The organism is Kitasatospora sp. NPDC058170 (assembly GCF_042883905.1).
Lineage (GTDB): Bacteria > Actinomycetota > Actinomycetes > Streptomycetales > Streptomycetaceae > Kitasatospora.
On the sequence record NZ_JBHVUV010000037.1, the window covers coordinates 18,496 to 44,147 of the forward strand.

Here is a 25,652-nt window from a genome sequence, read left to right on the forward strand (position 1 = left end):
GAGGGCTTGTCTGACAATTCGCGTCGCATCAGCGCGCGGCGTTGGGCGCCCGGCTGGGCGTGCCGCCGAATCGGCCTCGTACTGGCCGTACTTGGACGATTCGGCGGTGCGTCCAGCCGGGATGCCCGGCGTCGTGCGCGCGGCGGGAATTGTCAGACAAGCCCTCGGTCCCTCAACGAGGCCCCGGGCGGGTGGGTCGGCGGCCGGGAGCTTCCCTCGCTCCGGTGGGTCGGCCGCCGGGGGGTGGCTCAGTGGAACTGCTCGGCCTCGGTGGAGCCGGTCAGGGCGAGCGTCTCGGCGTTCGGGTTGAGCGCGGTGGAGACCTGGTCGAAGTAGCCGGTGCCGACCTCGCGCTGGTGCTTCACCGCGGTGTAGCCGTCCGGCACGGCGGCGAACTCGGCCTCCTGGAGGTCGACGTAGGCGGTCATGCCGTGCTCGGCGTAGCCCCGGGCGAGCTGGAACATCGAGTGGTTGAGGGCGTGGAAGCCGGCCAGGGTGATGAACTGGAAGCGGTAGCCCATCGCGCCGAGCTCCCGCTGGAACTTGGCGATCTGGTCGTCGTCCAGCGCGGCCTTCCAGTTGAAGGACGGCGAGCAGTTGTAGGCGAGCATCTTGTCCGGGTACCGCGCCTTGACGGCCTCGGCGAACTCCCGGGCCTGGGCGAGGTCCGGGGTGCCGGTCTCGACCCAGATCAGGTCGGCGTACGGGGCGAAGGCCAGACCGCGGGAGATCACCGGGGCCATCCCGGGCTCGACGCGGTAGAAGCCCTCGGCGGTGCGCTCGCCGGTGCAGAACCGGGCGTCGCGCTCGTCCACGTCGGTGGTCAGCAGGTTGGCGGCGAGCGCGTCGGTGCGGGCCACGACCAGCGTGGGCACGTCGGCGAGGTCGGCCGCCAGCCGGGCGGCGTTGAGGGTGCGGATGTGCTGGGCGGTGGGCACGAGCACCTTGCCGCCGAGGTGGCCGCACTTCTTCTCGGAGGCGAGCTGGTCCTCGTAGTGGATGCCCGCCGCGCCGGCCGCGATCATGCCCTTGGTGAGCTCGAAGGCGTTCAGCGGGCCGCCGAACCCGGCCTCGGCGTCGGCGACGATCGGCACCAGCCAGTCCGGGCCGCCGTCCGTCCCCTCGGCGGCGTCGATCTCGTCGGCGCGCAGCAGCGCGTTGTTGATCCGCCGCACCACCTGGGGAACCGAGTTGGCCGGGTACAGGCTCTGGTCGGGGTAGGTCTGCCCGGCCTGGTTGGCGTCGGCGGCCACCTGCCAGCCCGACAGGTAGATCGCCTTCAGCCCGGCCTTGACCATCTGCACGGCCTGACCGCCGGTCAGCGCGCCGAGGGCGTGGACGTAGTCCTGCTCGTGCAGCTGCCGCCACAGCCGCTCGGCACCCCGGCGGGCCAGCGTGTGCTCCTCGCGGACGGTGCCGGACAGCCGCACCACGTCCGCGGCGGTGTAGGTCCGCTCGATGCCCGCCCAACGGGGGTCGGACGCCCACCGGGCGGCCAGCTCCGCCGCCTGCTGCTCCTGCTGCTGCCGAACCGACTGGGTCATGATCCGCTCCCGGGGTGCTCGTCGCTCGTTGCTCGTTGCGAAGGGTGTGATGATGCTCACCTCGTGAGGTGAAGGTGCGGCCGGGGCGCCGGGCGGGCGGCTCGGGCCGCCGGGACGTCGGTGCCCCCATGGCCCCGTCGAAAGGCCGAACACGCCTGACCGACGGGGTTGTTCGTGGTGCGCCTTCCGGCCGCAGCACCGACTCTGGCACCTTCGGCGACCGGCGTCGCCGGTGGATGGCGGCTAACTTCTGCGAAGCCGATCCTGCGAATCCGCGAAGGTTGCGAAGATCCGGGCCCGTGCGGCCCGGCTATGCTGCCCGGCACCCGAACGGTCAGCGGCGAACGGAGACGGCTCGATGGGCAGGACCTTCGCCGGCGCGCGGTTGCGCCGGCTCCGCGAGGACCGCGGCCTCAGTCAGGCGGCGCTGGCCCGGCTGATCGAGCTCTCGCCCAGCTACCTCAACCAACTGGAGCACGACGCCCGCCCGTTGACCGTCCCGGTGCTGCTGCGGCTGACCGAGGCCTTCGGTGTGGACGCCGGCTACTTCGCCCCGCCGGACACCGCCCGGCTCACCGCCGAGCTGCGCGACTCCCTCGGCGAGGAGCTCGCCGCCGGCCGCGTCACCCCCGGCGACCTGGACGACCTCGCCGCCCGGCTGCCCGCCGTGGCCCGGCTGCTGATGGACCTCGGCCGCAGCCGGCGCGCCGTCGCCGAGCAGCTCGCCGTCCTCGCCGGCGACCGGGGGCCGGCGGTCGACACCGCCCGTACCCCGCACGAACAGGTCCGCGAGTTCTTCTACCGGCGCCGGAACTACGTCCATGAACTCGACCTGGCGGCGGAGGAGTCGGCCGCCGCGATCGGCCTGCGGCGGGGAGGGGTCCGGGCGGTGCTCGCCGAGCGGCTCGCCTCCGTGCACGGGGTCCAGCTGGCCACCGAGGGCGAGCACCTGCACGCGTACGACCCGCACACCCGGGTGCTGCGGCTCTCGGACCGGCTGCGCCCCGGGCAGCAGGCCTTCCGGATGGCCACCCAGCTGGCGTACCTGGAGCACGACGCGCTGCTGTCCGAACTCGCCGCCGAGGAGAGCCCGCAGGGGTCCACCGCGTGGTCGCTGACCCGGATCGGGCTGGCCAACTACTTCGCCGCCGCCCTCGTCCTGCCGTACCGCGTCTTCCACGCCGAGGCCGAGGCGGTCCGCTACGACATCGAGCGGCTCGCCGACCACTTCGGCGTCGGGTACGAGACGGTCTGCCACCGGCTGAGCACGCTGCAGCGGCCCCGGCTGCGCGGGGTGCCGTTCTCCTTCGTCCGGGTCGACCGGGCGGGGAACGTCTCCAAGCGGCAGTCCGCGACCGACTTCCACTTCTCCCGCACCGGCGGCACCTGCCCGCTCTGGAACGTCTACGAGGCCTTCGCCGCGCCGGGCCGGGTGCACGTCCAGGTGGCCGCGATGCCCGACGGGCGGCGCTACCTGTGGACGGCCCGCGCCGCGACCCGCTCGCCCGGGGGCTGGGGCCGGCCGGGCAAGACCTTCGCCATCGGGCTCGGCTGCGAACTGCGGCACGCCGCGCGGCTGGTGTACTCCACCGGCCTCGACCTCGGGGACGAGGGCGCGGCCACCCCGATCGGCCTCGGCTGCAAGGTGTGCGAGCGGCCCGCCTGCCCCCAGCGCGCCGCGCCCGCGATCGGCCGGCCGCTGGCCGTGGACGAGCACACCAGCACCTTCGTCCCGTACCCCGTCCGCGCCGATCCGGCGGGGTAGCGCCAGCCCCGCCCACCGGCGGCCCGGGCCCGCCGGGGCTCGCTGGGGCCCGCCGGGGCGGGTGCGGACCGGCCCCGCGCGGCCGGGACGCTCACGGCCGGCCGCGGGCGGTGTGCGGCAGTGTTAACCACTGATGATCAGCCCGCGTGACGCGGCGGTAACCCGCGCTTCCTAGGCTTCCGACGGTGGGGATCCCCCCACGGCCGCCCGGGTAGGCCGCAGGGCCCGCGGGCGGCGGCGAGGACTTCTACCAGCGGGAGCCCCTGTGACGGCGTCGGGCCCGAAAGCCACCGGTACCGTGAAGACGGTCTGCTCGTACTGCGGTGTCGGCTGCGGGATGCTCCTCGACGTCACGACGGACGACGCCACCGGGCGGCGCACCGTGGCCAGGGCGTCCGGTGACCGGACGCACCCGGCCAACCTCGGCCGGCTCTGCACCAAGGGCGCCACCAGCGGCGACCTGCTCGCCGTCGCCGGCCGGCTGGAGACGGCCCTGGTCCGGGCGGAGCGCGGCGCCGAGCCGGTCGCGACGGACGTGGACGCGGCGATCGCCTCGACCGCGCGGCGGCTGCGCGGCATCCTGGACGAGCACGGCCCGGACGCGCTGGCCTTCTACGTGTCGGGCCAGCTGAGCCTGGAGGCGCAGTACCTGGTCAACAAGCTGGCCAAGGGCTTCGTCGGCACCTCCCGGATCGAGTCCAACTCCCGCCTGTGCATGGCCGGCGCCGGGACGGGCTACAAGCTCTCGCTGGGCGCCGACGGCCCGCCCGGCTCGTACCAGGACTTCGAGCACGCGGACGTCTTCCTGGTCATCGGCGCCAACATGGCGGACTGCCACCCGATCCTCTTCCTGCGTCTGATGGACCGGGTCAAGGCCGGTGCCAAGCTCATCGTCGTCGACCCGCGCCGCACCGCGACCGCCGACAAGGCCGACCTCTTCCTGCAGGTCGCACCCGGTACGGACCTCGCCCTGCTCAACGGACTGCTGCACCTGCTGGTGGAAAACGGGCACACCGACCCGGACTTCATCCGCGAGTTCACCGAGGGCTGGGAGGCGATGCCCGACCTCCTCGCCGACTACCCGCCCGCCCGGGTCGCCGAGATCACCGGCATCCCGGAGGCCGACCTCCGGCAGGCGGCGCGGCTCATCGGGGAGGCCGGGGAGTGGATGAGCTGCTGGACGATGGGCCTCAACCAGTCCGTCCACGGCACCTGGAACACCAACGCGCTGGTCAACCTGCACCTCGCGACGGGCGCCGTCTGCCGCCCCGGCAGCGGTCCCTTCTCCCTCACCGGCCAGCCGAATGCCATGGGCGGGCGCGAGATGGGGTACATGGGGCCGGGCCTGCCCGGACAGCGCTCGGCGCTCGACCCGGCCGACCGCGCGTTCACCGAGGAGCTGTGGGGCCTCGCCCCGGGCACCCTGCGCGCGGAGGGCGGAACGGGCACGATCGACATGTTCGCGCAGATGGCGGAGGGCGCGATCAAGGCCTGCTGGATCATCTGCACCAACCCGGTCGCGACGGTCGCCAACCGCAAGACCGTCATCGCCGGTCTGGAGGCCGCCGAACTGGTCATCACCCAGGACGTCTTCGCCGCCACCGAGACCAACGCCTACGCCGACGTGGTGCTGCCCGCCGCGCTGTGGGCCGAGGCCGAGGGCGTGATGATCAACTCCGAGCGCAACCTCACCCTCGCCCGGCCGGCCGCGGACCCGGTGGGCCAGGCCCTGCCGGACTGGCAGATCATCGCGCGGGTGGCCTGCGCGATGGGCTTCGCCGAGGGCTTCACCTACCGCGACGCCGAGGAGGTCTTCGAGGAGATCAAGCGGGCGTGGAACCCGAGGACGGGCTACGACCTGCGGGGCGTGACGTACGAGCGCCTGCGGGAGACCTCGGTGCAGTGGCCCAGCGCCTCCGTGGACGGGCCGGACCGCAACCCGATCCGCTACCTCAACGACGGCGTCAGCCAGACCCTGCTGGAGCGGCCCGACGGCACCCGCCCCCGGCTGGCCTTCCCCACGGCGAGCGGGCGCGCCTCGTTCTTCCCCCGTCCGCATCTGCCCGCCGCCGAACTGCCCGACGACGACTTCCCGTTCGTGCTCAACACCGGCCGCCTGCAGCACCAGTGGCACACCCTGACCAAGACCGGGAAGGTCGCCAAGCTGACCAGGCTCAACCCCGGGCCCTTCGTCGAGATCCACCCGCAGGACGCCGAGGCGCAGGGCATCGCCGCGGGGGACCACCTGGAGATCGCCTCCCGGCGCGGCCGGGCGGTGCTCCCGGCGGTCGTCACCGACCGGGTGCGGCCGGGGAACTGCTTCGCGCCGTTCCACTGGAACGACCTCTTCGGCGAGTACCTCAGCATCAACGCCGTCACCAACGACGCCGTGGACCCGATCTCCCTCCAACCCGGGTTCAAGGTCTGCGCGGTGTCGCTGCGGGTGGTGCCGGCCCCGGAGCGCGCGGAGGCCGTCGCCGCGCCCGCGCCCGCCCCGCCGGTGCACCGGACGCAGCCGGTGGCCGCCCCGGCGCAGGGTGCGGAGCCCGCCGCCCTGAGCGGTCTGTTCGGCCTCGGGGACCTCGCCCCGCCCGCCTTCGCCACCGGGGAGCGGCAGTTCCTGGCCGGGTTCCTGGCCGGACTGGACGCCGCCCCGCCGCAGTCGGCCACCGTGCCGGTGCTGCCGGCCCACGCCCCCATCGACCCGGACCGGGCCCGGTGGGTCAACGGGGTGCTGGCCGGCCGCTACTCCCGGATCGGCTCCGAGGCCCCGGAGCCGCGCCGTGCCGAGCAGCCGTCGCCGCGCACCGCCGAGGGGCCGGAGCGCGAGGTGCTCGTCCTGTGGGCCTCGCAGACCGGCACCGCGGAGGAGGCCGCCGCCGCCGCCGTCGGCCGACTGGCCGAGGCCGGCTGGCGGCCGAGACTCCTCGGCATGGACGAGGCCGGCCCGGCCGTGCTGGCGGCGGGCGTCCCGGTCCTGTTCGTCACCAGCACCTTCGGCGACGGCGAGGCGCCGGACAACGGCGCCGGCTTCTGGGCGGCCCTGTGTGCCGCGGAGCCCGCCCCGGCCGGCGGCCTGCGCTACTCCGTCCTGGCCCTGGGCGACTCGGGCTTCGACGACTTCTGCGGCCACGGCCGCCGCCTGGACCAGCGCCTCGGCGAGCTGGGCGGTACCCGGCTGGCCCCCCGCGCCGACTGCGAACCGGACTTCGCCGAGGCCGCCGGGAGGTGGCTCGACGAGGTCCTCCAGGGCCTGGCCGAGCACCCGGCGCAGCCGGAACAGCCGGAACAGCCGGACCGCACCGAGCACCCGGACCGCACGGAGCTCCCGGAGCGCAGGCCGGCGCCCGCGGCGCGAGGAGCGTCCGTAGCCCGGCCCGCCCGGGCGGACGGCTCCGGCTACTCGAAGGCCGCACCCTTCGCCACGCTGCTGGTCGGCAACCGGCTGCTCAGCCTGCCGGGCTCCGCCAAGGAGGTCCGGCAGTACGCCTTCGACACCCGTGGCGGCGACCACGGCGACCTCGACTACGAGGCCGGTGACGCACTCGGCGTCTGGCCCGCCAACCACGCGGAGCTCGTCGCGGAGTGGCTCGCCGTCACCGGCCTCGACCCCCGGGAGGAGGTGCAGCTGGCCGACGCGGCGGACATCCCGCTCGGCGAGGCGCTGCGGACCAGGCTGGAGATCGCCCGGATCACCCCCGACCTGCTGCGCTTCGTGGCCGAGCGCACCGGGGACGGCGGCCTGAGACGGCTGCTGCGGGCGGACAACAAGGGCGAGCTGGCGAAGTGGAGCTGGGGCCGCCAGGCCGTCGACATCGTCGGCGGCTACCCCGTCCGGGCCACCGCCCAGGAGTGGGCCGGCGTCCTGAAGCGCCTGCAGCCCCGGCTGTACTCGATATCGTCCAGCCCGCTGGTCCACCCCGACGAGGTGCGCCTGACGGTGTCCGTCGTCCGCTACAGCAACGACCTGGGCAGGAGCCGCAAGGGGGTGTGCTCCAGCTACCTCGCCGACGCGGCCGACGACGGACCCGTCCCGGTGTTCGTCCAGCGCTCGGCGCACTTCCGCCCGCCCGCCGACCCCGCCGCGCCGATGATCATGGTGGGCCCGGGCACCGGGGTGGCACCGTTCATCGGCTTTCTGGAGGAGCGGCAGGCCCGCGGCCACCGGGGCCCGAACTGGCTGTTCTTCGGCGAGCAGCGCGAGGCGACCGACTTCTACTACCGCGAGGAGCTCGCGGCGTTCCGGGCCGCGGGCCACCTGGACCGCCTCGACCTCGCCTTCTCCCGCGACCAGCGGGCCAAGGTCTACGTGCAGGACCGGATGCGCGAACACGGCCCCCGGCTGTGGGACTGGCTGCAGAACGGCGCCCACCTCTACGTCTGCGGGGACGCCGGCCGGATGGCGAAGGACGTCGACCGGGCGCTGCGCGACATCGTCTGCGCGCACGGCGGCCTGGACGAGGACGAGGCCGCCGCCTACGTCGCGCGGCTCGCGACGGACAAGCGCTACGTCCGTGACGTCTACTGATCCACCGCACCCGCTCGGCCCCCCGCAACTGCGAGGCTACCGACGGTGATCTCCTGGCATGTGCAAGCCTGTGGGTCGATGCACCCGCTGGCTGATCATCCAGTCCGCAGCACGGCCGCTGGTGTGAGGAACCACTCGTTTCGGCTGCCGGGCGTTGCTTCAATCGCCGTAGTCGAACGGTCGAGAACGGTGGAGCGGCGTGGATCTGAACACGGTGGCGGAGATGTGCGACGCACGCCGTCGCGATACCTGGCGGCCGGGTGACGCCTGGCTGGGCGGCGGCACCTACCTGTTCTCCGAGCCCCAGCCGCACATCCGCCGGCTGGTCGACCTGAGCCGGATGGGCTGGGAGCCGCTGACGGTGACCCCCGACGGCGGCCTGGAGATCGCCGCGACCTGCACGATCGCCGAGCTCTCCCGCCTCCCCAAACCGGCCGGCTGGACGGCGGCGCCGCTGTTCGAGCAGTGCTGCCGGGCGTTCCTCGCCTCCTGGAAGATCTGGAACATGGCCACCGTCGGCGGCAACCTGTGCAACGGGCTGCCCGCCGGGCCGATGATCTCGCTGACCGCCGCGCTCGACGGCGTCTGCCGCCTGCTGTCCCGGACGGGCGCCGCCCGCGAGGTCCCGGTCGCGGACTTCGTCATCGGCGCCGGGGTCAAGGTGCTCGAACCCGGCGAGCTGCTCCGCTCGATCACCCTGCCCGCCCGCGCGCTCGCCGCCCGCACGGCCTTCCGGCAGGCCTCGCTCTACGGCCTGGGCCGGTCCGGCGCCCTGGTGATCGGGACGCTCGACCCGGTCGACGGGATGCTCACCATCACCGTCACGGCCTCCACCGTGCGGCCGATCCGGCTGCGGTTCGCGCTGCCGCCCAACGCGGAGGCCCTGCGCGAGGCGATCGAGTACGCGATCGACCCGGAGGAGTACTACGACGACATCCACGGACTGCCGGCCTGGCGAAGGCACATGACCTTCCGCTTCGCCGAGGAGATCCGCCGCGAACTGACCGAGGAGGGCGGACGATGAGCTTCCGGATCCGCGTCAACGACCAGGACTTCGACGCCGAACCCCGCCCGGGCCAGTGCCTGCGCACCTATCTGCGCGACCGCGGCTGGTTCGGCGTGAAGAAGGGCTGCGACGCCGGCGACTGCGGTGCCTGCACCGTGCAGGTCGACGGCCGGCCCGTGCACAGCTGCATCTACCCCGCGCTGCGCGCCGAGGGCCGCGCGGTGACCACCGTCGAGGGCCTGGCCAAGGACGGCGAACTGCACCCGATGCAGCAGCGGTTCCTGGACGCCCAGGGCTTCCAGTGCGGGTTCTGCACCGCGGGGTTCCTGATGACCGCCTCGGCCCTCGACGAGGAGCAGCTCACCGACCTGCCCCGCTCCCTGAAGGGCAACCTGTGCCGCTGCACCGGCTACCGGGCGATCGAGGACGCCGTCCGCGGGGTCAGGCACACCGAACGGCCGTGCGCCGGGCAGGCCGTCGGCCGCAGCCTCGGCGCGCCGGCCGGACCGCAGGTGGTCACCGGCACCGCCCGCTACACCTTCGACGTCGAGGTGGAGGGGCTGCTGCACATGAAGCTGCTGCGCTCCCCGCACCCGCACGCCCGGATCGTCTCCATCGACACCTCGCGCGCCGCCCGGGTGCCCGGCGTGCACCTCGTGCTGACCCACCACGACGCGCCGGACCGGCTGTACTCCTCCGCCCGGCACGAGCACCCCACCGAGGACCCGGACGACACCCGGGTGCTGGACGACGTGGTCCGGTTCGCCGGGCAGCGGGTGGCGGCCGTGGTCGCCGAGAGCGAGGGGGCGGCCGAGGAGGCCTGCCGGCGGATCGAGGTGGAGTACGAGGTGCTGCCCTTCGTCCTCGACCCCGAGCTGGCGATGGCCCCCGGCGCGCCGGTGCTCCACCCCAAGGGCCCCGAGTCGCGGATCGCCCGGCCGCTGGACAACGTCTGCGGCGAGGTGCACGGCGAGATCGGCAGCGTCGAGCAGGGCTTCGCCGAGGCCGACCTGGTGTACGAGGAGACCTTCCGGACCCAGCGGGTGCAGCACGCCAGCCTGGAGACGCACGGCTGCGTCGCCTGGTTCGAGGAGAACGAGGAGACCGGCGAGGAGCGGATCGCGGTCCGCTCCTCCACCCAGGTGCCCTTCCTCACGCGGCGGGCGCTGTGCGCGCTGTACGACCTGCCGCAGGAGAAGGTCCGGGTGGTCGCCGGCCGGGTCGGCGGCGGGTTCGGCGGCAAGCAGGAGATGCTGACCGAGGACATCGTGGTGCTGGCCGCGCTGCGCCTGCACCGCCCGGTGAAGCTGGAGTTCACCCGCGCCGAGCAGTTCTACGGCGCCACCACCCGGCACCCGTTCACGATCACCGTGCAGGTCGGCGCCCGGCGGGACGGCGTCCTGACGGCCCTGCGGTTCCGGGTGGTCTCCAACACCGGCGCGTACGGCAACCACGGCCCGGCGGTGATGTTCCACAGCGTCGGCGAGTCGATGGGCGTCTACCGGGTGCCGAACAAGAAGGTCGACGCGTACTCCGTCTACACCAACTGCGTGCCGGCCGGGGCGTTCCGCGGCTACGGGCTGGGCCAGGTCACCTTCGCGGTGGAGTCCGCGATGGACGAGCTGGCCCGGCGGCTGGGCATCGATCCGCTGGAGTTCCGGGAGCGCAACGTCATCGGCCCCGGCGAGCACATGCTGAGCCCCGGCGGCGAGGAGGAGGACCTGCACATCGCCAGCTACGGCCTCGACCAGTGCCTCCAGGTGGTCCGCCGGGCCCTCGCCGAGGACCGCAGCGCCGAACTCGCCCCCGAGGGCTGGCTGGTCGGCCAGGGCTTCGCCATGTCGATGATCGCGACCGGCCCGCCCGGCGGCCACTTCGCCGACGCCGCCGTGAAGCTGCTGGAGGACGGCAGCTACGACATCGCGGTCGGCACGGCCGAGTTCGGCAACGGCACCACCACCGTGCACAAGCAGATCACCGCGGGGGCGCTCGGGACCACGGTCGACCGGATCGCCATCCGGCAGTCCGACACCGACGTCGTGGGGCACGACACCGGCGCCTTCGGCTCCGCGGGCACGGTGGTGGCCGGCAAGGCCGTCATGAAGGCCGCCAACGCCCTGGCCGAACAGCTGCTCTCGTTCGCCGCCGAGTACGCCAGGACACCGCGCAGCCTGGTGCGGCTGACCGCGGACGCGGTGGACTGCGACGGCCGGGCGGTGGCGCTCAAGGAGCTCTTCGAGGCCGCACGGGGCCGCGGCGTCGAGCTGGCGGGCATCGGCCACTGGGGCGGCTCGCCGCGCTCGGTGGCCTTCAACGCGCAGTGGTTCCGGCTGGCCGTCGACCCGGACACCGGCGAGATCCGGATCCTGCGCAGTGTCCACGGCGCCGACGCGGGCAAGGTGATGAACCCCCTGCAGTGCCGCGGGCAGGTCGAGGGCGGTGTCGCCCAGGCCCTCGGGGCGACCCTCTTCGAACAGGTCCTGGTGGACGACGCGGGCCAGGTCACCACCGCCGCGTTCCGCCGCTACCGGCTGCCGGCCTATGCCGACGTGCCGCGCACCGAGGTGCACTTCATGGAGACCTCCGACGCGATCGGCCCGCTGGGCGCGAAGTCGATGAGCGAGAGCCCGTTCAACCCGGTGCCCCCGGCCTTCGCCAACGCGCTGCGCGACGCCACCGGCATCCGTTTCACGGAAGCGCCGTTCCTGCGCGACAAGGTCTGGCAGGCCATCGCGGAGCACCGCGCCGGGGCGCGGGCGGAGCGCGGGTAGCGGCGCCGCGGCCCCGCTGAACCCGCCGGCGGGTCGGATCCGGACGACCGGACCCGACCCGCCGGCGTGGCCGCTCGGCGGCTGCTCGGCGACCACCTGGCGACCGTCCGGGGGTTGGTCGGCCGGTGCCGGGTGGCTGCCAGGCGGCTACCCGGCGGTCGTGGGGGCGCGGTGGGCGCCGGGGGAGGGGAGGGCGGTGAAGGTGCGCGGGAGCGTGTACCCGGCCCGGGCGAAGGCCTGCCCGACGGCGGCGGCGACGGTTTCGGCGGCCTCGGTGCGGACCAGGGCGATGACGGAGCCACCGAACCCGCCGCCGGTCATCCGGGCACCGAGCGCGCCGGCGGCTACGGCGGCCTCGACGGCGAGGTCGGTCTCGGGGCAGGAGGTGCCGAAGTCGTCGCGGAGCGAGGCGTGGCCGGCGGTGAGGATCGGGCCGAGGCCGTCCAGGTCGCCGGTCTCCAGGAGCGCCACGGCCTGTTCCACCCGGGTCTGCTCGGTGACCACGTGCCGCACCAGCGGGCGCAGTCGGTCCGGCAGCCGGTCGAGGGCTTCGGGCAGCCGGGCCGGGGCGAGCTCGCGCAGGGCCGGCAGGCCGAGTGCGGCGGCGGCCTCCTCGCAGCCGGCGCGCAGCCGGGCGTAGGCGCCGTCGGCGAGGTCGTGCTTGACCCGGGTGTCGGCGACCAGCAGGCTCAGGCCGGCGCGTCCGAGGTCGAACGGGACCTGGCGCATGGTGAGGTCCCGGCTGTCGAGCAGCAGGGCGTGGCCCTCGCGGCAGCACATCGAGGCCATCTGGTCCATGATCCCGCAGGGCACGCCGACGAACCGGTTCTCGGCCCGCTGGGCGGTCAGGGCGAGTTCGGCGGGGGTGAGCCCGAGGCCGTGGAGGTCGTTGTAGGCGGCCGCGACGGCGCACTCCAGGGCGGCCGAGGAGGAGAGCCCGGCGCCGGTGGGGACGGTGCTGTCGATGTGGAGGTCGGCGCCCGAGACCGGGTGGCCGGCCTCGCGCAGGGCCCAGACCACGGCGGCCGGGTAGCCGGCCCAGCCCTTGACGGAGCCCGGGGCGAGTTCGTCCACGCGCAGGACGACCGGCGCGTCGTCGCCGCCCTTGGAGCTGAACAGCCGCAGCACCTGGTCCTCGCGCCGGCGGGCCTGCACCACGGTGGTGTGCGGCAGGGCGATCGGCAGGACGAAGCCGTCGTTGTAGTCGGTGTGCTCCCCGATCAGGTTGACCCGGCCGGGCGCCGCCCACGTCCCGTCGGGGGCGGCGTCGTAGAGGGTGTGGAAGCTGGTCATCCGTGGTTCTCCAGGGTGGATGTCGAAGCCCGGGTGCCCCGGGGCCGGGTGGTCGGTCACGAGCCGACCTCGCGCAGGCGCTCGGCGGCGGCCTCGGGCGACACGTCGTTGATGAAGGCGTCCATGCCGGACTCCACCCCCGCCAGGTACTTGAGCTTGTCGGCGGTGCGGCGGATGGTGAACAGCTCCAGGTGCAGGGCCAGTTCGCCGCCGCCGGTGCGGGGGGCCTGGTGCCAGGCGGAGATGTAGGGGGTGCGGGCGGGTGCGGCGCCGGCCGCCGTGCCGGTGAAGAGCCGGTCGAAGCGGCGCAGCAGCTCCAGGTAGAGCGCGGGGAACTCGGCCCGCTCGGGCTCGGTGAGGCCGGTGAGGTCCGCCACCCGGCGGTTCGGGTAGAGGTGCACCTCGTAGGGCCAGCGGGCGGCGAAGGGGACGAACGCGGTCCAGTGCTCGCCGGCCAGCACGACCCGCTGCCCGTCGGCCCGTTCGGCGGCCAGCAGGTCCTCGAAGAGGTTGCGGCCGGTGACGGTGCGGTGCCGGTCGGCCTGGTCGGTCATCCGGGCGGTGCGCGGGGTGGCGAAGGGGAACGCGTAGATCTGGCCGTGCGGGTGGGCGAGGGTGACGCCGATCTCCGCGCCGCGGTTCTCGAAGCAGTAGACCTGTTCCACGCCGGGCAGGGCGGACAGGTGGGCGGTGCGGTCGGTCCAGGCGTCCAGGACGAGGCGGGCGCGGTCCTCGTCCAGGTCGGCGAAGGACGCGTCGTGGTCGGAGGTGAAGCAGACCACCTCGCACCGGCCCGTCCCGGGCAGCCGCCCGCGCAGGGCGTCCACGGGGGCGTCGTCGCCGGGGGCCGCGCCGGGCGGGGTCATCGCGAGGGAGGGGAAGCGGTTCTCGAAGACCGCCACCTGGTAGTCCTCGTCCGGGATCTCGCTGAGCCGCCCGTCGCGCGAGGGGCAGAGCGGGCACTCGTCGGCCGGCGGGTGGTAGGTCCGGGCCTGGCGGTGTGCGGCGATGGTCACCCAGGCCCCGGTCGCCGGGTCGCGGCGGACCTGGGACAGGTTGACGGGCGGCTCCAGCGGGCGCCGGTCGCTGGAGCCGCGGCCCCGGCTGACGTCGGCGTCGAAGTAGATGAGCTCCCGCCCGTCGGCGAGCTTGCTGGTCGTCCTGATCACGGCTTCCTCTCGGTGGAGGCCCGGTCGGCGAAGCCGCACTCGATCGACGACCTCCAGAGGCAACATAATCAAACAAAAAAACCCACAAGGCAACAATGAGAAGGGGGGGCGGGTGAAATATCAGTGCCTGGCCGTGGATGTCCGTTATCTCCCCCGCCGAACGGCCGGTGGGCCGACTCGTCGCCCGGCCCCGCGGCCTGCTGCGCTACGTTGGGCCGGTGAGGTACGGCCGCACGGCGGCCGTCCCGCGGAACGGACCGCACGGGCGGTACGACGCGGAACGATCGGGAGCGAGGAGCGTCGGTGGCGGATCAGGGGATGCTGGCCCAGCAGCGCCGGGCGCTGATTCTTGAGCAGGTGCGCCGGGACGGTGCGGTGCGGGTCACCGAACTGGTCGAGCTCTTCGGCGTCTCGGACATGACCATCCGTCGCGACCTCGACTCGCTGGCCCGTGGCGGCGGCGTCGAGAAGGTCCACGGCGGTGCCGTGGCGGTCGGCGTGGCCACCGCCGACGAGCCGGGTTTCGAGGCCAAGTCCACCCGGGAGTCGGCCGCCAAGGCCGCGGTCGCGGACGCCGCCGCGGCACTGGTCGAACCCGGCAGCGTGGTGGCGGTCTCCGCCGGGACGACGGCGTTCGCGGTCGCCTCCCGGCTGCTGACCGTCCCCCAGCTGACCGTGGTCACCAACTCGCTGCCGGTCGCCGAACTGCTGCGCGCCGCGGGCCGCGAACTCGGCGAGACGGCGCCGACCCTGCTGCTCACCGGCGGCAGCCCGACCCGCTCCGCGGCACTGGTCGGGCCGCTGGCCGACCAGGCGATCCGCACCCTGCACGTGGACCTGCTGATCCTCGGCGCGCACGGCGTGTCCGAGCAGGCCGGCCTCACCACCCCCAACCTCGGCGAGGCCGAGACCAACCGCGCCCTGGTGGCCGGCGCCCGCCGGGTCGTCGTGGTCGCGGACCACACCAAGTGGGGCGTGGTCGCGCTCAGCAGCTTCGCCCGCCTCACCGACGTGGATGTCCTCGTCACCGACGACGGCCTTCCCGCCCAGGCCCGGACCGTGCTCGCCGAAGCGGTCGGCGAACTGGTGGTGGCGACCCGCCCCGGCGGCTGACCGCCGTACCGGGGGCCCGCCGGCGGGGGAGCGTGCCGGGTGCGCCCGCCGCCCGGCGTGCGCTCGGGTGCGCACGCGGGTGTACGCGTGGGTGGGCGCGCGGGTGTGCGCTGATTCACGTTCAGGCCGACAGGCCTTCCCATCATCGACACAGACGCTAGGGTGACAGGCCGTGACAGCAACCAACGGGGACCTGATCGGAGGCCGGTACCGGCTCCTTGAGCTGATCGGTCAGGGCGGCATGGGCCGCGTGTGGCGGGGCCGGGACGAGACGCTCGGGCGGGACGTCGCGGTCAAGGAGGTGCTGCTGCCTCCCGGCGTCACCGACGAGCAGCGCAACGAGCTCGTCCAGCGCGTGCTGCGCGAGGCCCGTGCCGCCGCACGGCTCAACCACCCGGGGATCATCACCGTCCACGACGTGGTCGAGCACGAGGGCGCGCCGCTCATCGTCATGGAGTACGTGGTCGGCACCTCCCTCGCCGCCGAGATCGCCCGGGACGGCGCACTGCCGGTGCGCCGGGTGGCCGAGATCGGCGTGGCGATGCTGAAGGCGCTGCAGCGCGCCCACGCGGTCGGCATCGTCCACCGCGACCTCAAGCCGGACAACGTCCTGCTGATGGACGATCGGGTGATCATCACCGACTTCGGCATCGCGCACATGACCGATGCGACCACGGCGCTCACCCGCACCGGCGCGGTCATCGGCACCCCGGCGTACATGGCCCCCGAACAGCTGGAGGGCCGGCCGCCGGCCGCCGCCAACGACCTGTGGTCGCTCGGGGCGACGCTCTACTCCGCCGTCGAGGGCGAAGCACCGTTCAGCGCGACGACGTTCAGTGCCCTGTGCATCGCGGTGGTGACCCAGGCCCCGCGCACGCCGTTGCGGGCGGGCGCCCTGATACCGGTCCTGGCCGCACTGCTGACCAAGGACCCGGCCCAACGCGCCACGGCCGAGCAGGCACTGGCGGCCCTGGAGCACCTGGTGCACACGGGGGAGGCGGCGGTCCTCCCCACCCCCACCGAGGTCTCCCGGCCCGCCCCGCCGGCGGCGCCCCCCGCCGGATACCAGGCCTACCCGTCCTACCCGTCGACCGCGCCCGCCCACCTCGCGGCCCCCGCCGCCTGGCCCCCGGCTCCCGCGCCGGCTCCGGGGCCGGTCCCGGGAGCGGTCTTCGGCGCGGCGCCCACCGCGGTGCCCGTCGCTGCGGCCGGCGCGGCGGCCGTCTCGGCCACGAGCGCGGTGCTGGCCGTGCTCGTGCGCTTCATCGGCTGCATGGCGCTGATCTGGATCACCGGAACGACCCTGCCGTGGAACTACTGGGCCCACATCGGCAGCGACTTCCTCCCGACCGCCATCGGCATCACGGCCGTCCTCTCCCTCCTGAACGCCGTCCCCCGGCCCGGCTGGCACCCGGCCGCGGCCTGGGCGGCCGTCGTCGGCTTCGACGTCCTGCTCTACTTCGCCACCAAGCAGGTGCTGCTCCAGACGATGGGGATCGGCGACATCGGCTTCGGCGAGGCGCCGGTGGAGATCACCGTCAACATGCTGATCGTGGGCACCGGGGCCTGGCTCCTGTGGTGGACCGTCCCCGGCAGCCGCCCCGCCACCCGCGGCTGACCCCGGCCGCCGCCTCCGGGCCGGCCGTGCGGACGGCGCGGCAGGCTCGGGGCGGCGCCGCGTCAGGTGGCGTCGCGTCAGGTGGCACCGCCCGGGGAGCGGGGGTCAGGCGCCGCTGTGGCGGAGCATCTCCTCGCGGTCGACGACCTTGACGCGGTCGCGTCCTTCGGCGGCGCCGAGGGCGCGCTCGTGCGCGTCGAGGAGGTACCAGTCCTCCCAGGTGGTGAAGCGGACGGCCTGGGCGCGCAGATGGGCCGGCACGGCGTCGGGGTCGGGCTCGGCGGCGCCGGGGAGGCGGCCCGCGGAGTGGTCGGCGAGCAGGCAGGCGACGGTCTCGTTGGCGTCGCCCTTGGTGTGGCCGATGAGGCCGACGGGGCCGCGCTTGATCCAGCCGGTCACGTAGGTGGCGCACTGGTGGGAGCCGTCGGCGGCCAGGACGCGGCCGGCCTCGTTGGGCACGGTGCCGGAGAGCGGGTCGAAGGGCAGCTTGGGCAGCTCGTCGGAGAGGTAGCCGACGGCCCGGTAGACGGCCTGCACGTCCCAGTCGGTGAAGCGGTCGGTGCCCCGGACGTTGCCGGTGCCGTCGAGTTCGGTGCGCTCGGTGCGCAGGCCGACCACCCGGCCGTCCTCGCCGAGCACCTCGACGGGGGATTCGAAGAAGTGCAGGTGGATCCGGTGCGGCCGGGTGCCGACGTCGCGGATGGCCCAGTTCTCCAGGGTGGACGAGACCATGTCGGCGAGCTTGTTGCTGCGGCGCTCGGCGATGGACCCGTCGTCGTACTCGATGTCCTCGGGGTCGACGATGACCTCGATGGTCGGCGAGTGGTCGAGCTCGCGCAGCTCCATCGGGCTGAACTTGGCCTGGGCGGGCCCGCGGCGGCCGAAGACGTGCACCTCGACGGCCCTGTTGCGCTGCAGCCCGGCGTGGACGTTCGGGGGGATCTCGGTGGGCAGCAGTTCGTCGGCGGTCTTGGCGAGGATGCGGGCCACGTCCAGGGCGACGTTGCCCACGCCGAGCACCGCGACCTTCTCGGCGTCCAGCGGCCAGGTGCGCGGGACGTCGGGGTGGCCGTCGTACCAGGAGACGAAGTCGGCGGCGCCGTAGGAGCCGTCCAGGCGTATGCCGGGGATGTCGAGCGAGCGGTCGGCGATCGCGCCGGTGGAGAAGACGGCGGCGTCGTAGAAGCGGTGCAGGTCGTCCAGGGTGAGGTCGCCGGGGTAGTCGACGTTGCCGAACAGGCGCACCTGCGGCTTGTCGAGCACCTGGTGCAGCGCGGTGACGATGCCCTTGATCCGAGGGTGGTCGGGGGCCACGCCGTAGCGGATCAGCCCGAACGGGGCGGGCATCCGCTCGAACAGGTCGATGGACACCCCGGGGTCCCTGGCGGCGTCGGACTTCAGCAGGGCGTCTGCGGCGTAGATGCCGGCGGGGCCGGCGCCGACGATCGCGATACGGATCGGACGGGACATGTCGGGGTGTTCCTCCAGGCGGGCGGGCAGACACACGGGCGGGCGGACGGCCGGAGAGGCGCGCGGACGGGCGCGGGACGGGCGGATCGGCGACGGGCGGGTGCTTGAAGCAAACCCGGGCCGCCCGTCCGGGTGTAGGGGCTATGGACCTATGACCTCATAGAGTGAATCTATGACCGGCGCCCGAACCCGGCGCCCGAACCCGGTGGCCGGTGACGCCCGCCCGGCGCGGCGCCTCGGACCGCGCCCGCCCGGGCCGTCCCGCGCCCCGGCGCCTCAGGCCGGGTCGCCCCCGCTCGCGGTCCGCCGCGCGCGGGCGCGGCCGCCGACCGCGGTGGCGATCGCGAGGAGGATCAGCAGCGCCGCGACGCCGAACGTGGTCCGCATCCCGGTGGCGACGGCCTCGGGGAGCGCGGTGCTGATGTCGACGGTCGCCGAGGCGGCGGCGAACACGGCGCCCATGACCGATGCGCCGGTGATCAGCCCGAGGTTGCGCGACAGGTTGAGCATGCCGGAGACGACACCGCGCTGATCGGGGCCGACGTCCGCCATGACGGTGGTGTTGTTGGCCGTCTGGAACACCGCGTAGCCGACGGTGATGACGACGATGGGGGCGAGGTAGCCGGCGATGCCGAGCGTCTCCGGCAGCACGGCCAGCACGAGCGACCCGGCCGCGATGCCGACGAGCCCGAGGACGGTCATCCGCGGGGCGCCGAAGCGGTCCGCGACCCGGCCGGCCGGCACCCCGGTCAGTGCGGCCACCAGCGGGCCGACCGAGAGGGCGAGTCCGACCGGGGCCTCGTCCAGCCCGAGCGTGCGGGCGAGGTAGAACGGCCCGACCACCAGGGTCGCCATCATCACCGTCGAGACGAGCGCGCTCATGACCAGGCTCGCGCTCAGCGCCGCGTCACGGAACATCCCCAGCTGGATCAGCGGCGAGGCGGCCCTGGCCTCCGTCCGCAGGAAGAGGCCCACGCCGAGCACGGCGGCCGCCAGCAGCGTCAGGTTGAGCGCGCCGAACCGGCCGCGTCCGAGGGTCATGGCCAGGGCGTAGGCCGCGAGGGTCAGGGCGAGCAGCAGCGTGCCCGTCCGGTCGAAGCCCGCCCGGCCGGTGCGCGGCCGCGGCCGGTCGACCGGCAGGTGGCGGTGCGCGAGGACCAGCGTCACGACCCCCAGCGGTGCGTTGACCAGGAAGATCGCCCGCCAGCCGAGGCCGGAGATCAGCGCGCCGCCGAGCGAGGGGCCGAGGGCGGTGCCGATGGCGGACATCGTGCCGAGCAGGCCCATGGCGCTGCCGGTCCTGGCCTTCGGCACCGTCTCGCCGACGAAGGCCATGGTGAGCGCCATCATGACGGCCGCGCCGAGGCCCTGCACGGCACGGGCGGCGATCAGCAGCTCCAGCGTGGGTGCGGCGCCGCACAGGACGGAGGCCGCGGTGAACAGGGCGATCCCGCCGAGCAGCAGCCGCCGGCGGCCGGTGAGGTCACCGAGCCGTCCGACGCTGACGATCAGGGTGGTGATGGCGAGGAGGTAGGCGAGGACGATCCACTGGACCTGCTGGAACGAGGCGTCGAAGGTCTCGGCCAGGGTCGGCAGGGCGACGTTGGCGATGCTGGTGCCGAGCGAGGACAGCAGCATCGAGAGCGAGAGGCCGGCGAGCACCCACCCCACCGCGGGTGTCCGCTCCGCACCCGGGGCCGCTGCCGTGTCCGGGGCCGCACTGACGGGTTTCACCATGCACTCCTGAGCTTCTTGGTCCCAACATGGACTCCGTTCGCCGGCCGCCCCGGAGCCGGGCCGTCGGGTGACGGCCCGGCTCGGGCGACCGGGTGGTGGCGGAGGGTGGTGCAGGCGGGGGCCGGGGCGGCGCACTGCCGGCGGCGGCGCCGTACCCCGGTCCGGTCCGGCCGTCAGGCGGGGCGTACGCCCGTGAAGACGGTGGTGGCGGAGAGCAGGAAGGCGTCCGGCCGGTGCAGGATGCCCTCCGGCGCCGCCGGGTCGATCAGCACGTCGAGGGTCTTGCGGTCCTCGTCGTCCAGGACCTCGCCCATCGACTCCCGCAGCCGGGTCAGATGGGCGTGCAGGTAGCCGCGGGCCGGGCCGCCCAGCGGCGCCGGCAGGTCCAGGAGGGTGGTGAAGCCCCCGACGGGGCTGAGACCGGCGCGGCCGAGCATCGCCGGCCAGTCCTCGACCACGGTGGTGCTGTCGGGCAGCTCGGCCCGCATGGCCTCGAACCAGTACTCCTGGACGCTGTCGAGCCGGGCCTGGAGGCCCGGGCGGCCGATGCCGATCTCGCGCGGGAGGTAGCGCATCGGCAGGCCGCCCTCCGCCACGGCGAGCAGCCCGCCCGGCCTCAGCGCACCGGCGAGCGCGTTCAACGCGCCCTGCTGGTCGCCGAGGTGGTGCACGGCCCGGCTGCTCCAGATCAGGTCGGCCGCGCCGAGCCCGTCGTCCAGGCCGTCCGGCAGCTCCGCGTGCCGGACGGTCACCCGGCCGCCGAGGCCGAGCCGCTCGGCGCGGGCCAGGGCGCGGTCCAGCAGGCCGGGGGCGCCGTCCACGGCGACCGCCTCGGCCTGCTCGAAGGCCTCGGCGAGGACGCCGGTCATCACGCCCGGCCCGCTGCCGATGTCGAGGACGCGCCGGACCTCGTGCTCCGGGCCGAGCAGCTCCCGCAGCCGGGCCGCCACCTGGCGCAGGGCGGGGAGCTGCAGCTCGCCGTTGGTCTCCAGCTGAGTGGCCATGACCTCCCAGTCGATGTCGGTGCGGTGGTTGCCGTGGCCGCCGCCGTGGCTGTGGCCGTGCCTGTGCCCGTGACCCTGTCGGTCACCGGACCCGTCGCGGTGTCCGCCGCGGTGGGTGGAATCGCTGTGTGCGCTCATGCCGGGGAGCATGCTCCGGCCGCCGGGACGCCGGCAACTCCTGTTGCCATTTCCGGGACAGCGGGGTGGAATGCCCGGATGGACACCCCACCGACCTACCAGACGGTCCTCGACGAGGTCGCCCCGAGACTGCGGCGGCTGCGCGCCAAGAGCGGCCTCACCCTGGCCGCGCTGTCCGAGACGACCGGCATCTCGAAGAGCACCCTCTCCCGGCTGGAGTCCGGCCAGCGCCGCCCGAGCCTGGAGCTGCTGCTGCCGCTCGCCGGGGCCTACCGGGTACCGCTGGACGATCTGGTCGGGGCCCCCGAAGTGGGGGACCCCCGGGTCCGGTTGAAGCCCCGGCCGATGGCGAACGGTGGCACGTTCGTCCCGCTGACCCGGGGCCCGGGCCCGCTTCAGGCCTACAAGATGATCATCTCTGATCGGGGAACCGAGCCGGACCTCCGCACCCACGAGGGCTACGAGTGGCTGTACGTGCTGGACGGCCGGCTGCGGCTGGTCCTGGCCGAGCACGACCTGGTCCTCGGCCCGGGCGAGGTCGCCGAGTTCGACACCCGGCTGCCGCACTGGTTCAGCAGCGCGAACGGACGGCCGGTCGAGATCCTCAGCCTCTTCGGACGGCAGGGCGAGCGGATGCACGTCCGCGCCAAGCCCCACGCCTGACGACGCGAGCCCGGCCTCGCCTGCCGGATGCCGGATGCCGGATGCCGCCCGTCGGCCGACCGAGTCACCGGCCGGTCGGCTGCCGCCCCTTGCCACCGGACCGCCGCCGCCGCCCGCCGGCCCGCCGGACGTCCGTGTCGCAGACCTGCGCCGCGGAGGGCGTCCGGGTCCGCTCCGCCATCGCCGTCCAGAACCGGCCGAGCTCGCGGTCGGTCATGCCCTGCCAGCCCGCCCTGGACCGCCGGAGGGCGTGCCTCCCCAGCAGTGCCTGCTGCTGGCGGCAGAAGGGCTCGCGCAGTTCGGCGCCCGGCTGCGCCCCCTTCGAGGGGTAGGGGCACAGCTCGAAGGGGCAGCCGCGCAGACAGCTCGTCCCGGGCTCGGCCGTCCCGGGACTGCCCACCGTGCGCTCGGGGTGGAGCGCGGTGCGGTCCTTCGTCAGACAGGGCGGCAGGACCGTCCGGTTGGTTCGCTGCAGCCGGGCGTCGACCAACTGCCCGTCGCGTTCGGTGAGGTTGAGCAGGAGCAGCATGTCGGCGAGGAGCTGCTGGGCGCGCGGATTCAGGGTGCTCCACCCCACCGACGGCGGAATCCAGAGGTTGTGCTTGCGGTAGACCGTGGGATCGGCGGGCCGCGAGCCGATGTTGACCATGGCCCCCTTCTCGTCGATCCAGATGAACCGCTCGGGGTGCCTGGTCTCCAGGGCGAGGGCCGCGAGGTCCCCCGCCTCGGCGACGAAGGGGTGCAGCCGGGTCCCTCCCCGGGCCGCCGCCTCGTCCGCGAGCCGGTCGCCGGGGGCCTGCTCGCTGCCCGCCATGCCGAGCCAGCGCTCGACGGCCTGCACCGGGTCGGTTCCGGCCCGGCTGCCGCCCGCCGTCCCCTCCAGCACGTCGTCGGTGGTGTCCGGAAGCTCCCACAGGCACAGCGCGTGGATCAGGGTGACCTGGGAGTACCAGAAACGTGCCTGGGTGAGCATGTGCTCCGCCCGCTCGATCAGGTACTCCCGGGCCTCGTTGGAGGTCGCCGGATGCCGTTTGCGGCGGTTCGCCGCGCCCTTGAAGCCCTGGGCGAGGGCGATCTCCAGGGAGATGGGCAGGTCCGCGCGCCCCGTCGCGGGGTTCGGTGCGAGGTGCTGCAGCCAGAGGTCCATGCGCTCGCGCGCCTGGTCGCGCCGCTCGCTCCCGACCGAGCCCACCACCATCGGGACCAGCCAGGCCCGGGTGACGAACTCGCGCCAGATCTCCACGGCGGTCCGAGACCCCGGCTCGACCACGGCCGGCTCACCGGGCGAGCCGATCCGCTTCTCGCGCTCCGCGGTCTCGTTGTACTTCTGGTCCTCCATGGCCTTCTTGTACTGCTCCCAGGGGTCGTACCGCAGGGTGTCGGGGTCCTTCTTCCGCTTCGGCCACGGGAACAGCCAGCGCAGGGCGTCGAACGCGTTGTCGCCGCCCGCGCCGATCTCCTGGGCGATGGCCAGCCGGACGGGGTAGCTGGCCTCGATCCAACTGATCCTCATCATGTCCCCGTAGGCGGGCTTGATCCACTTGTCGGGCTCCTCCGCGTTCAGGCGGTCGAGCCGGCGGGCCACCTCGCCGAAGCAGTGCACCAGCCGCAGCTTCGCCTCGTCGAGCGTCCTCGGGTCCGCGTCGGTGATCGTCCGCCACCGCTGCCGGATCACGCCGGTGAGGACGGTGTGGGCCGAGTCGTCGGCCTCGCCGGTGTCGATCTCCAGCGCCGCGGCGAACAGGTCGAGGGCCTTGTCGTCCTGCCGGGCCTCGGCCGCCGTGCGGAGCAGCTCGACCGTGGCGCGCCGGGAGTTGTCCCGCTTGCGGCGGGAACGCAGGACCAGGGCGATGAGGAGTTCGCGGCCGGGGTCGACGAGCGCCGTTTCGAGGTCGGCGACGGATCTCCGCTGGACGGTGTCCAGGAACGCGGACCCGAGGTAGGCCTGCAGGATGCTGTGCGGGAACCTCACCTTGTAGCTCTGGGCCTCCACCAGCCCGAGCTGCTCGCCGCGCGCCGCGTAGCGCGACAGGGCGGTGCGCCAGCAGGACTCCTCGCTCTCCCTCGGCAGGTCCGCCACGTGTTTGCGCAGCGCGCCGAGGATCTCCGGATAGCGGACCACCGGGTCGCCCCGCTTCCCGTCGTCCATGACGGGCCAGCTGATCAGTTCGTCGAACCTGACCTCCAGCCGGTCGTTGAGCAGCCCGATGCAGGCCAGCGCCGAGACCACCCAGACCGTTCGCTTCCGCTGCTCCGGGGAGATGTCGAACTGGGCCCGGAGATGGCCGTTGACGAGCGCCTTCTGCCAGGACTGCAGAAGGCTCAGCCGGATGCTCGACCGGTCGCCTCCCCGGGTGTCGATCTGGTCCCACTCCTTGGTGTTCTCGAAATGCTCCAGGAGCTGGTGCTGGCGCAGCTGGCGGGCGATCTGGAGGTACAGCGGCGACTCCGCTACCGCGGCCGTCTCGACGATCCAGTCCAGCCTCCGGCTGTCCGCGCCCGGTTCGTGCTGGGCCAGGTAGTCGAGCGCGGCCTCCTCGCTGAGCGGTTCGAGGTCGATGACGGCCGCCTGGGTGCCTTCGAGTGCCGCGTGCGGACGGGAGGCGATCACCAGCGGCAGCCGCTGCTTCTGGGCCCGGCCGATCGCGCGGCGGATCACGCTGTCCCGGTTCGACTGCCGGTCGTCGTCGCAGAACGCCTCCTCCAGCCCGTCGGCGATGACCACGGCCTTGTCCTCCATGCAGAGCTGGCGCCAGACCCGTTCGGCCTGGGCCCTGGACACCACGCCCGGGTCCACCTCGTCGCAGAAGCGCTTCTTGGCCAGCTCGCTGAAGTTGAGGTCGGCGCCTTCGAGGTCGGCGCGCCGAAGGTGGATCGGGACGGGAACGGCGCCGTTCTCCGCCAGTACCTGGGTCAGCTGGACGAGCACGGCCGTCTTCCCGCTGCCGATCCCGCCCACGAGCACGTACGGCCGGCGGTGGCGGCGGTCCCGCAGGGCCTGCGCGATGACCGAGCACAGCTCCTGCCGGCCGACCACCTCGTCGATGATCGTGCCGGCCGTGGGCACCAGCTGCCGGGGGTTCCTCCGCGCGGTGCGCCCGAGCGGCCGGATCGTCTTCCAGTGCCGCACGCCCAGGAAGACGGCCGTGCTCAGCGAGAGCACCAGGAACGGCGTGGTGAAGCCGACGACCACGCTGCAGGACTGGCTGGTGCTGCGGCAGGTCCGCTCGACGAATCCGGGCTTTCCACCGACGATCACGGTGACGGCGAGGGTAAGCCAGCCCAGGAACACTAAGGTCCCGATCCGCGACAGCACCTTGACGTAGGTCCCGGGTGTCCAGCGCCCGCGCCACTTCTGCGGAGTGGCGACCCGCCGATGGGCCTCGGAGTGGACGCGCCGCATCCGCCAGGCCCGGCTGACCCGGGATTTCACCCAGGACCGGAGGCGCTTCCCGCGGACGAGGCGCGGCTCGCTCGGCGGCCGGAACCTACCCTCGGGATGCCGGATGACCTGACTCATCGTGGTCTTCCCTCACTGGCATCGGATGGAATGTGCCACCACCCGCACCAATCAGCCTACGCGCGCCGGGGCGGGGCTGCGCAGCTGCTTGTGAGGGGCCTGCCGGGAAGTGACAGTCGGTCACCGGATCCGGGTTTTCGGCGGATTGTCCGGCATTTCGGCGACGGACGGTAGCGGCGGGCGGGCGGGTGGGCGGGCGCCGCGGCCCGGCGGGCGGGCCGACCGTGCCGATGGCCGTGCCGGGCTGTGCGGGCCGGCGCCGCGGGCCGGTGGCTGCGCGGGGTCGCTGGTTACACGGGGTCGTGACGGCGTC

The 25,652-nt window shown here is 73.9% G+C and carries 14 protein-coding genes; 7 read left to right on the forward strand and 7 right to left on the reverse strand.

Annotation, left to right across the window (positions count from 1 at the left end):
• Window positions 1-248 precede the first annotated feature (248 nt).
• Window positions 249-1,544, reverse strand: coding sequence for an isocitrate lyase (aceA, locus tag ACFVVX_RS32355; RefSeq protein ID WP_387950873.1), 1,296 nt, complete (start codon window positions 1,542-1,544; stop codon window positions 249-251).
• A gap of 358 nt (window positions 1,545-1,902) precedes the next feature.
• Here aceA and ACFVVX_RS32360 point away from each other — a divergent pair, with 358 nt between their 5' ends.
• From ACFVVX_RS32360 to ACFVVX_RS32375, 4 genes are all read left to right on the forward strand, one after another.
• Window positions 1,903-3,309 carry a short-chain fatty acyl-CoA regulator family protein gene (locus ACFVVX_RS32360; RefSeq protein ID WP_387950874.1) on the forward strand — a complete coding sequence of 469 codons (1,407 nt, stop codon included), beginning with the start codon at window positions 1,903-1,905 and terminating at the stop codon, window positions 3,307-3,309.
• Between the two features lie 337 nt (window positions 3,310-3,646).
• On the forward strand, window positions 3,647-7,837 hold the full coding sequence (locus ACFVVX_RS32365) for a molybdopterin-dependent oxidoreductase (RefSeq protein WP_387950954.1): 4,191 nt from the start codon (window positions 3,647-3,649) through the stop codon (window positions 7,835-7,837).
• A gap of 199 nt (window positions 7,838-8,036) precedes the next feature.
• Complete coding sequence (locus ACFVVX_RS32370) at window positions 8,037-8,861, forward strand: FAD binding domain-containing protein (RefSeq protein WP_387950876.1); 825 nt, start codon at window positions 8,037-8,039, stop codon at window positions 8,859-8,861.
• Window positions 8,858-11,614 (forward strand): molybdopterin-dependent oxidoreductase, encoded by a 2,757-nt coding sequence (locus tag ACFVVX_RS32375; RefSeq protein ID WP_387950877.1) that lies wholly within the window; start codon window positions 8,858-8,860, stop codon window positions 11,612-11,614. The genes ACFVVX_RS32370 and ACFVVX_RS32375 overlap by 4 nt, the downstream gene beginning before the upstream one ends.
• Window positions 11,615-11,761: 147 nt before the next feature.
• On the opposite strand, the gene galK is transcribed toward ACFVVX_RS32375, so the two are convergent.
• Window positions 11,762-12,907 (reverse strand): galactokinase, encoded by a 1,146-nt coding sequence (galK, locus tag ACFVVX_RS32380; RefSeq protein WP_387950879.1) that lies wholly within the window; start codon window positions 12,905-12,907, stop codon window positions 11,762-11,764.
• A gap of 56 nt (window positions 12,908-12,963) precedes the next feature.
• Window positions 12,964-14,076 (reverse strand): galactose-1-phosphate uridylyltransferase, encoded by a 1,113-nt coding sequence (galT, locus tag ACFVVX_RS32385; protein WP_387950881.1) that lies wholly within the window; start codon window positions 14,074-14,076, stop codon window positions 12,964-12,966.
• A 318-nt stretch (window positions 14,077-14,394) separates the two neighbouring features.
• Here galT and ACFVVX_RS32390 point away from each other — a divergent pair, with 318 nt between their 5' ends.
• Both ACFVVX_RS32390 and ACFVVX_RS32395 read left to right on the forward strand, forming a co-directional pair.
• Window positions 14,395-15,189 carry a DeoR/GlpR family DNA-binding transcription regulator gene (locus tag ACFVVX_RS32390; protein ID WP_387950956.1) on the forward strand — a complete coding sequence of 265 codons (795 nt, stop codon included), beginning with the start codon at window positions 14,395-14,397 and terminating at the stop codon, window positions 15,187-15,189.
• 172 nt (window positions 15,190-15,361) lie between these two features.
• Entirely contained in the window at window positions 15,362-16,807 is a 1,446-nt protein-coding gene (locus ACFVVX_RS32395) for a serine/threonine-protein kinase (protein WP_387950882.1), read from the forward strand.
• 105 nt (window positions 16,808-16,912) lie between these two features.
• On the opposite strand, the gene ACFVVX_RS32400 is transcribed toward ACFVVX_RS32395, so the two are convergent.
• The 3 genes from ACFVVX_RS32400 to ACFVVX_RS32410 form a co-directional block, all read right to left on the reverse strand.
• Complete coding sequence (locus ACFVVX_RS32400; RefSeq protein ID WP_387950883.1) at window positions 16,913-18,277, reverse strand: FAD-dependent oxidoreductase; 1,365 nt, start codon at window positions 18,275-18,277, stop codon at window positions 16,913-16,915.
• A gap of 276 nt (window positions 18,278-18,553) precedes the next feature.
• The gene (locus tag ACFVVX_RS32405) at window positions 18,554-20,014 is read right to left on the reverse strand and encodes an MFS transporter (protein ID WP_387950885.1); all 1,461 of its coding nucleotides are present in this window, start codon (window positions 20,012-20,014) and stop codon (window positions 18,554-18,556) included.
• 173 nt (window positions 20,015-20,187) lie between these two features.
• Window positions 20,188-21,156 (reverse strand): class I SAM-dependent methyltransferase, encoded by a 969-nt coding sequence (locus ACFVVX_RS32410; protein WP_387950887.1) that lies wholly within the window; start codon window positions 21,154-21,156, stop codon window positions 20,188-20,190.
• A 78-nt stretch (window positions 21,157-21,234) separates the two neighbouring features.
• Here ACFVVX_RS32410 and ACFVVX_RS32415 point away from each other — a divergent pair, with 78 nt between their 5' ends.
• Window positions 21,235-21,819, forward strand: a complete 585-nt coding sequence (locus ACFVVX_RS32415) for a helix-turn-helix domain-containing protein (protein ID WP_387950889.1) — start codon at window positions 21,235-21,237, stop codon at window positions 21,817-21,819.
• Between the two features lie 64 nt (window positions 21,820-21,883).
• On the opposite strand, the gene ACFVVX_RS32420 is transcribed toward ACFVVX_RS32415, so the two are convergent.
• Window positions 21,884-25,222, reverse strand: a complete 3,339-nt coding sequence (locus tag ACFVVX_RS32420) for an ATP-binding protein (RefSeq protein ID WP_387950890.1) — start codon at window positions 25,220-25,222, stop codon at window positions 21,884-21,886.
• Between the last annotated feature and the right edge of the window lie 430 nt (window positions 25,223-25,652).

Excerpts from the sequence above, each read along its gene's own strand:
- aceA (WP_387950873.1), bottom strand. The coding sequence starts at position 1,544 with ATGACCCAGTCGGTTCGGCAGCAGCAGGAGCAGCAGGCGGCGGAGCTG.
- ACFVVX_RS32360 (WP_387950874.1), top strand. The coding sequence starts at position 1,903 with ATGGGCAGGACCTTCGCCGGCGCGCGGTTGCGCCGGCTCCGCGAGGAC.
- ACFVVX_RS32365 (WP_387950954.1), top strand. The coding sequence starts at position 3,647 with ATGCTCCTCGACGTCACGACGGACGACGCCACCGGGCGGCGCACCGTG.
- ACFVVX_RS32375 (WP_387950877.1), top strand. The coding sequence starts at position 8,858 with ATGAGCTTCCGGATCCGCGTCAACGACCAGGACTTCGACGCCGAACCC.
- galK (WP_387950879.1), bottom strand. The coding sequence starts at position 12,907 with ATGACCAGCTTCCACACCCTCTACGACGCCGCCCCCGACGGGACGTGG.
- ACFVVX_RS32390 (WP_387950956.1), top strand. The coding sequence starts at position 14,395 with ATGCTGGCCCAGCAGCGCCGGGCGCTGATTCTTGAGCAGGTGCGCCGG.
- ACFVVX_RS32400 (WP_387950883.1), bottom strand. The coding sequence starts at position 18,277 with ATGTCCCGTCCGATCCGTATCGCGATCGTCGGCGCCGGCCCCGCCGGC.
- ACFVVX_RS32405 (WP_387950885.1), bottom strand. The coding sequence starts at position 20,014 with ATGGTGAAACCCGTCAGTGCGGCCCCGGACACGGCAGCGGCCCCGGGT.
- ACFVVX_RS32410 (WP_387950887.1), bottom strand. The coding sequence starts at position 21,156 with ATGAGCGCACACAGCGATTCCACCCACCGCGGCGGACACCGCGACGGG.
- ACFVVX_RS32415 (WP_387950889.1), top strand. The coding sequence starts at position 21,235 with ATGGACACCCCACCGACCTACCAGACGGTCCTCGACGAGGTCGCCCCG.
- ACFVVX_RS32420 (WP_387950890.1), bottom strand. The coding sequence starts at position 25,222 with ATGCGGCGCGTCCACTCCGAGGCCCATCGGCGGGTCGCCACTCCGCAG.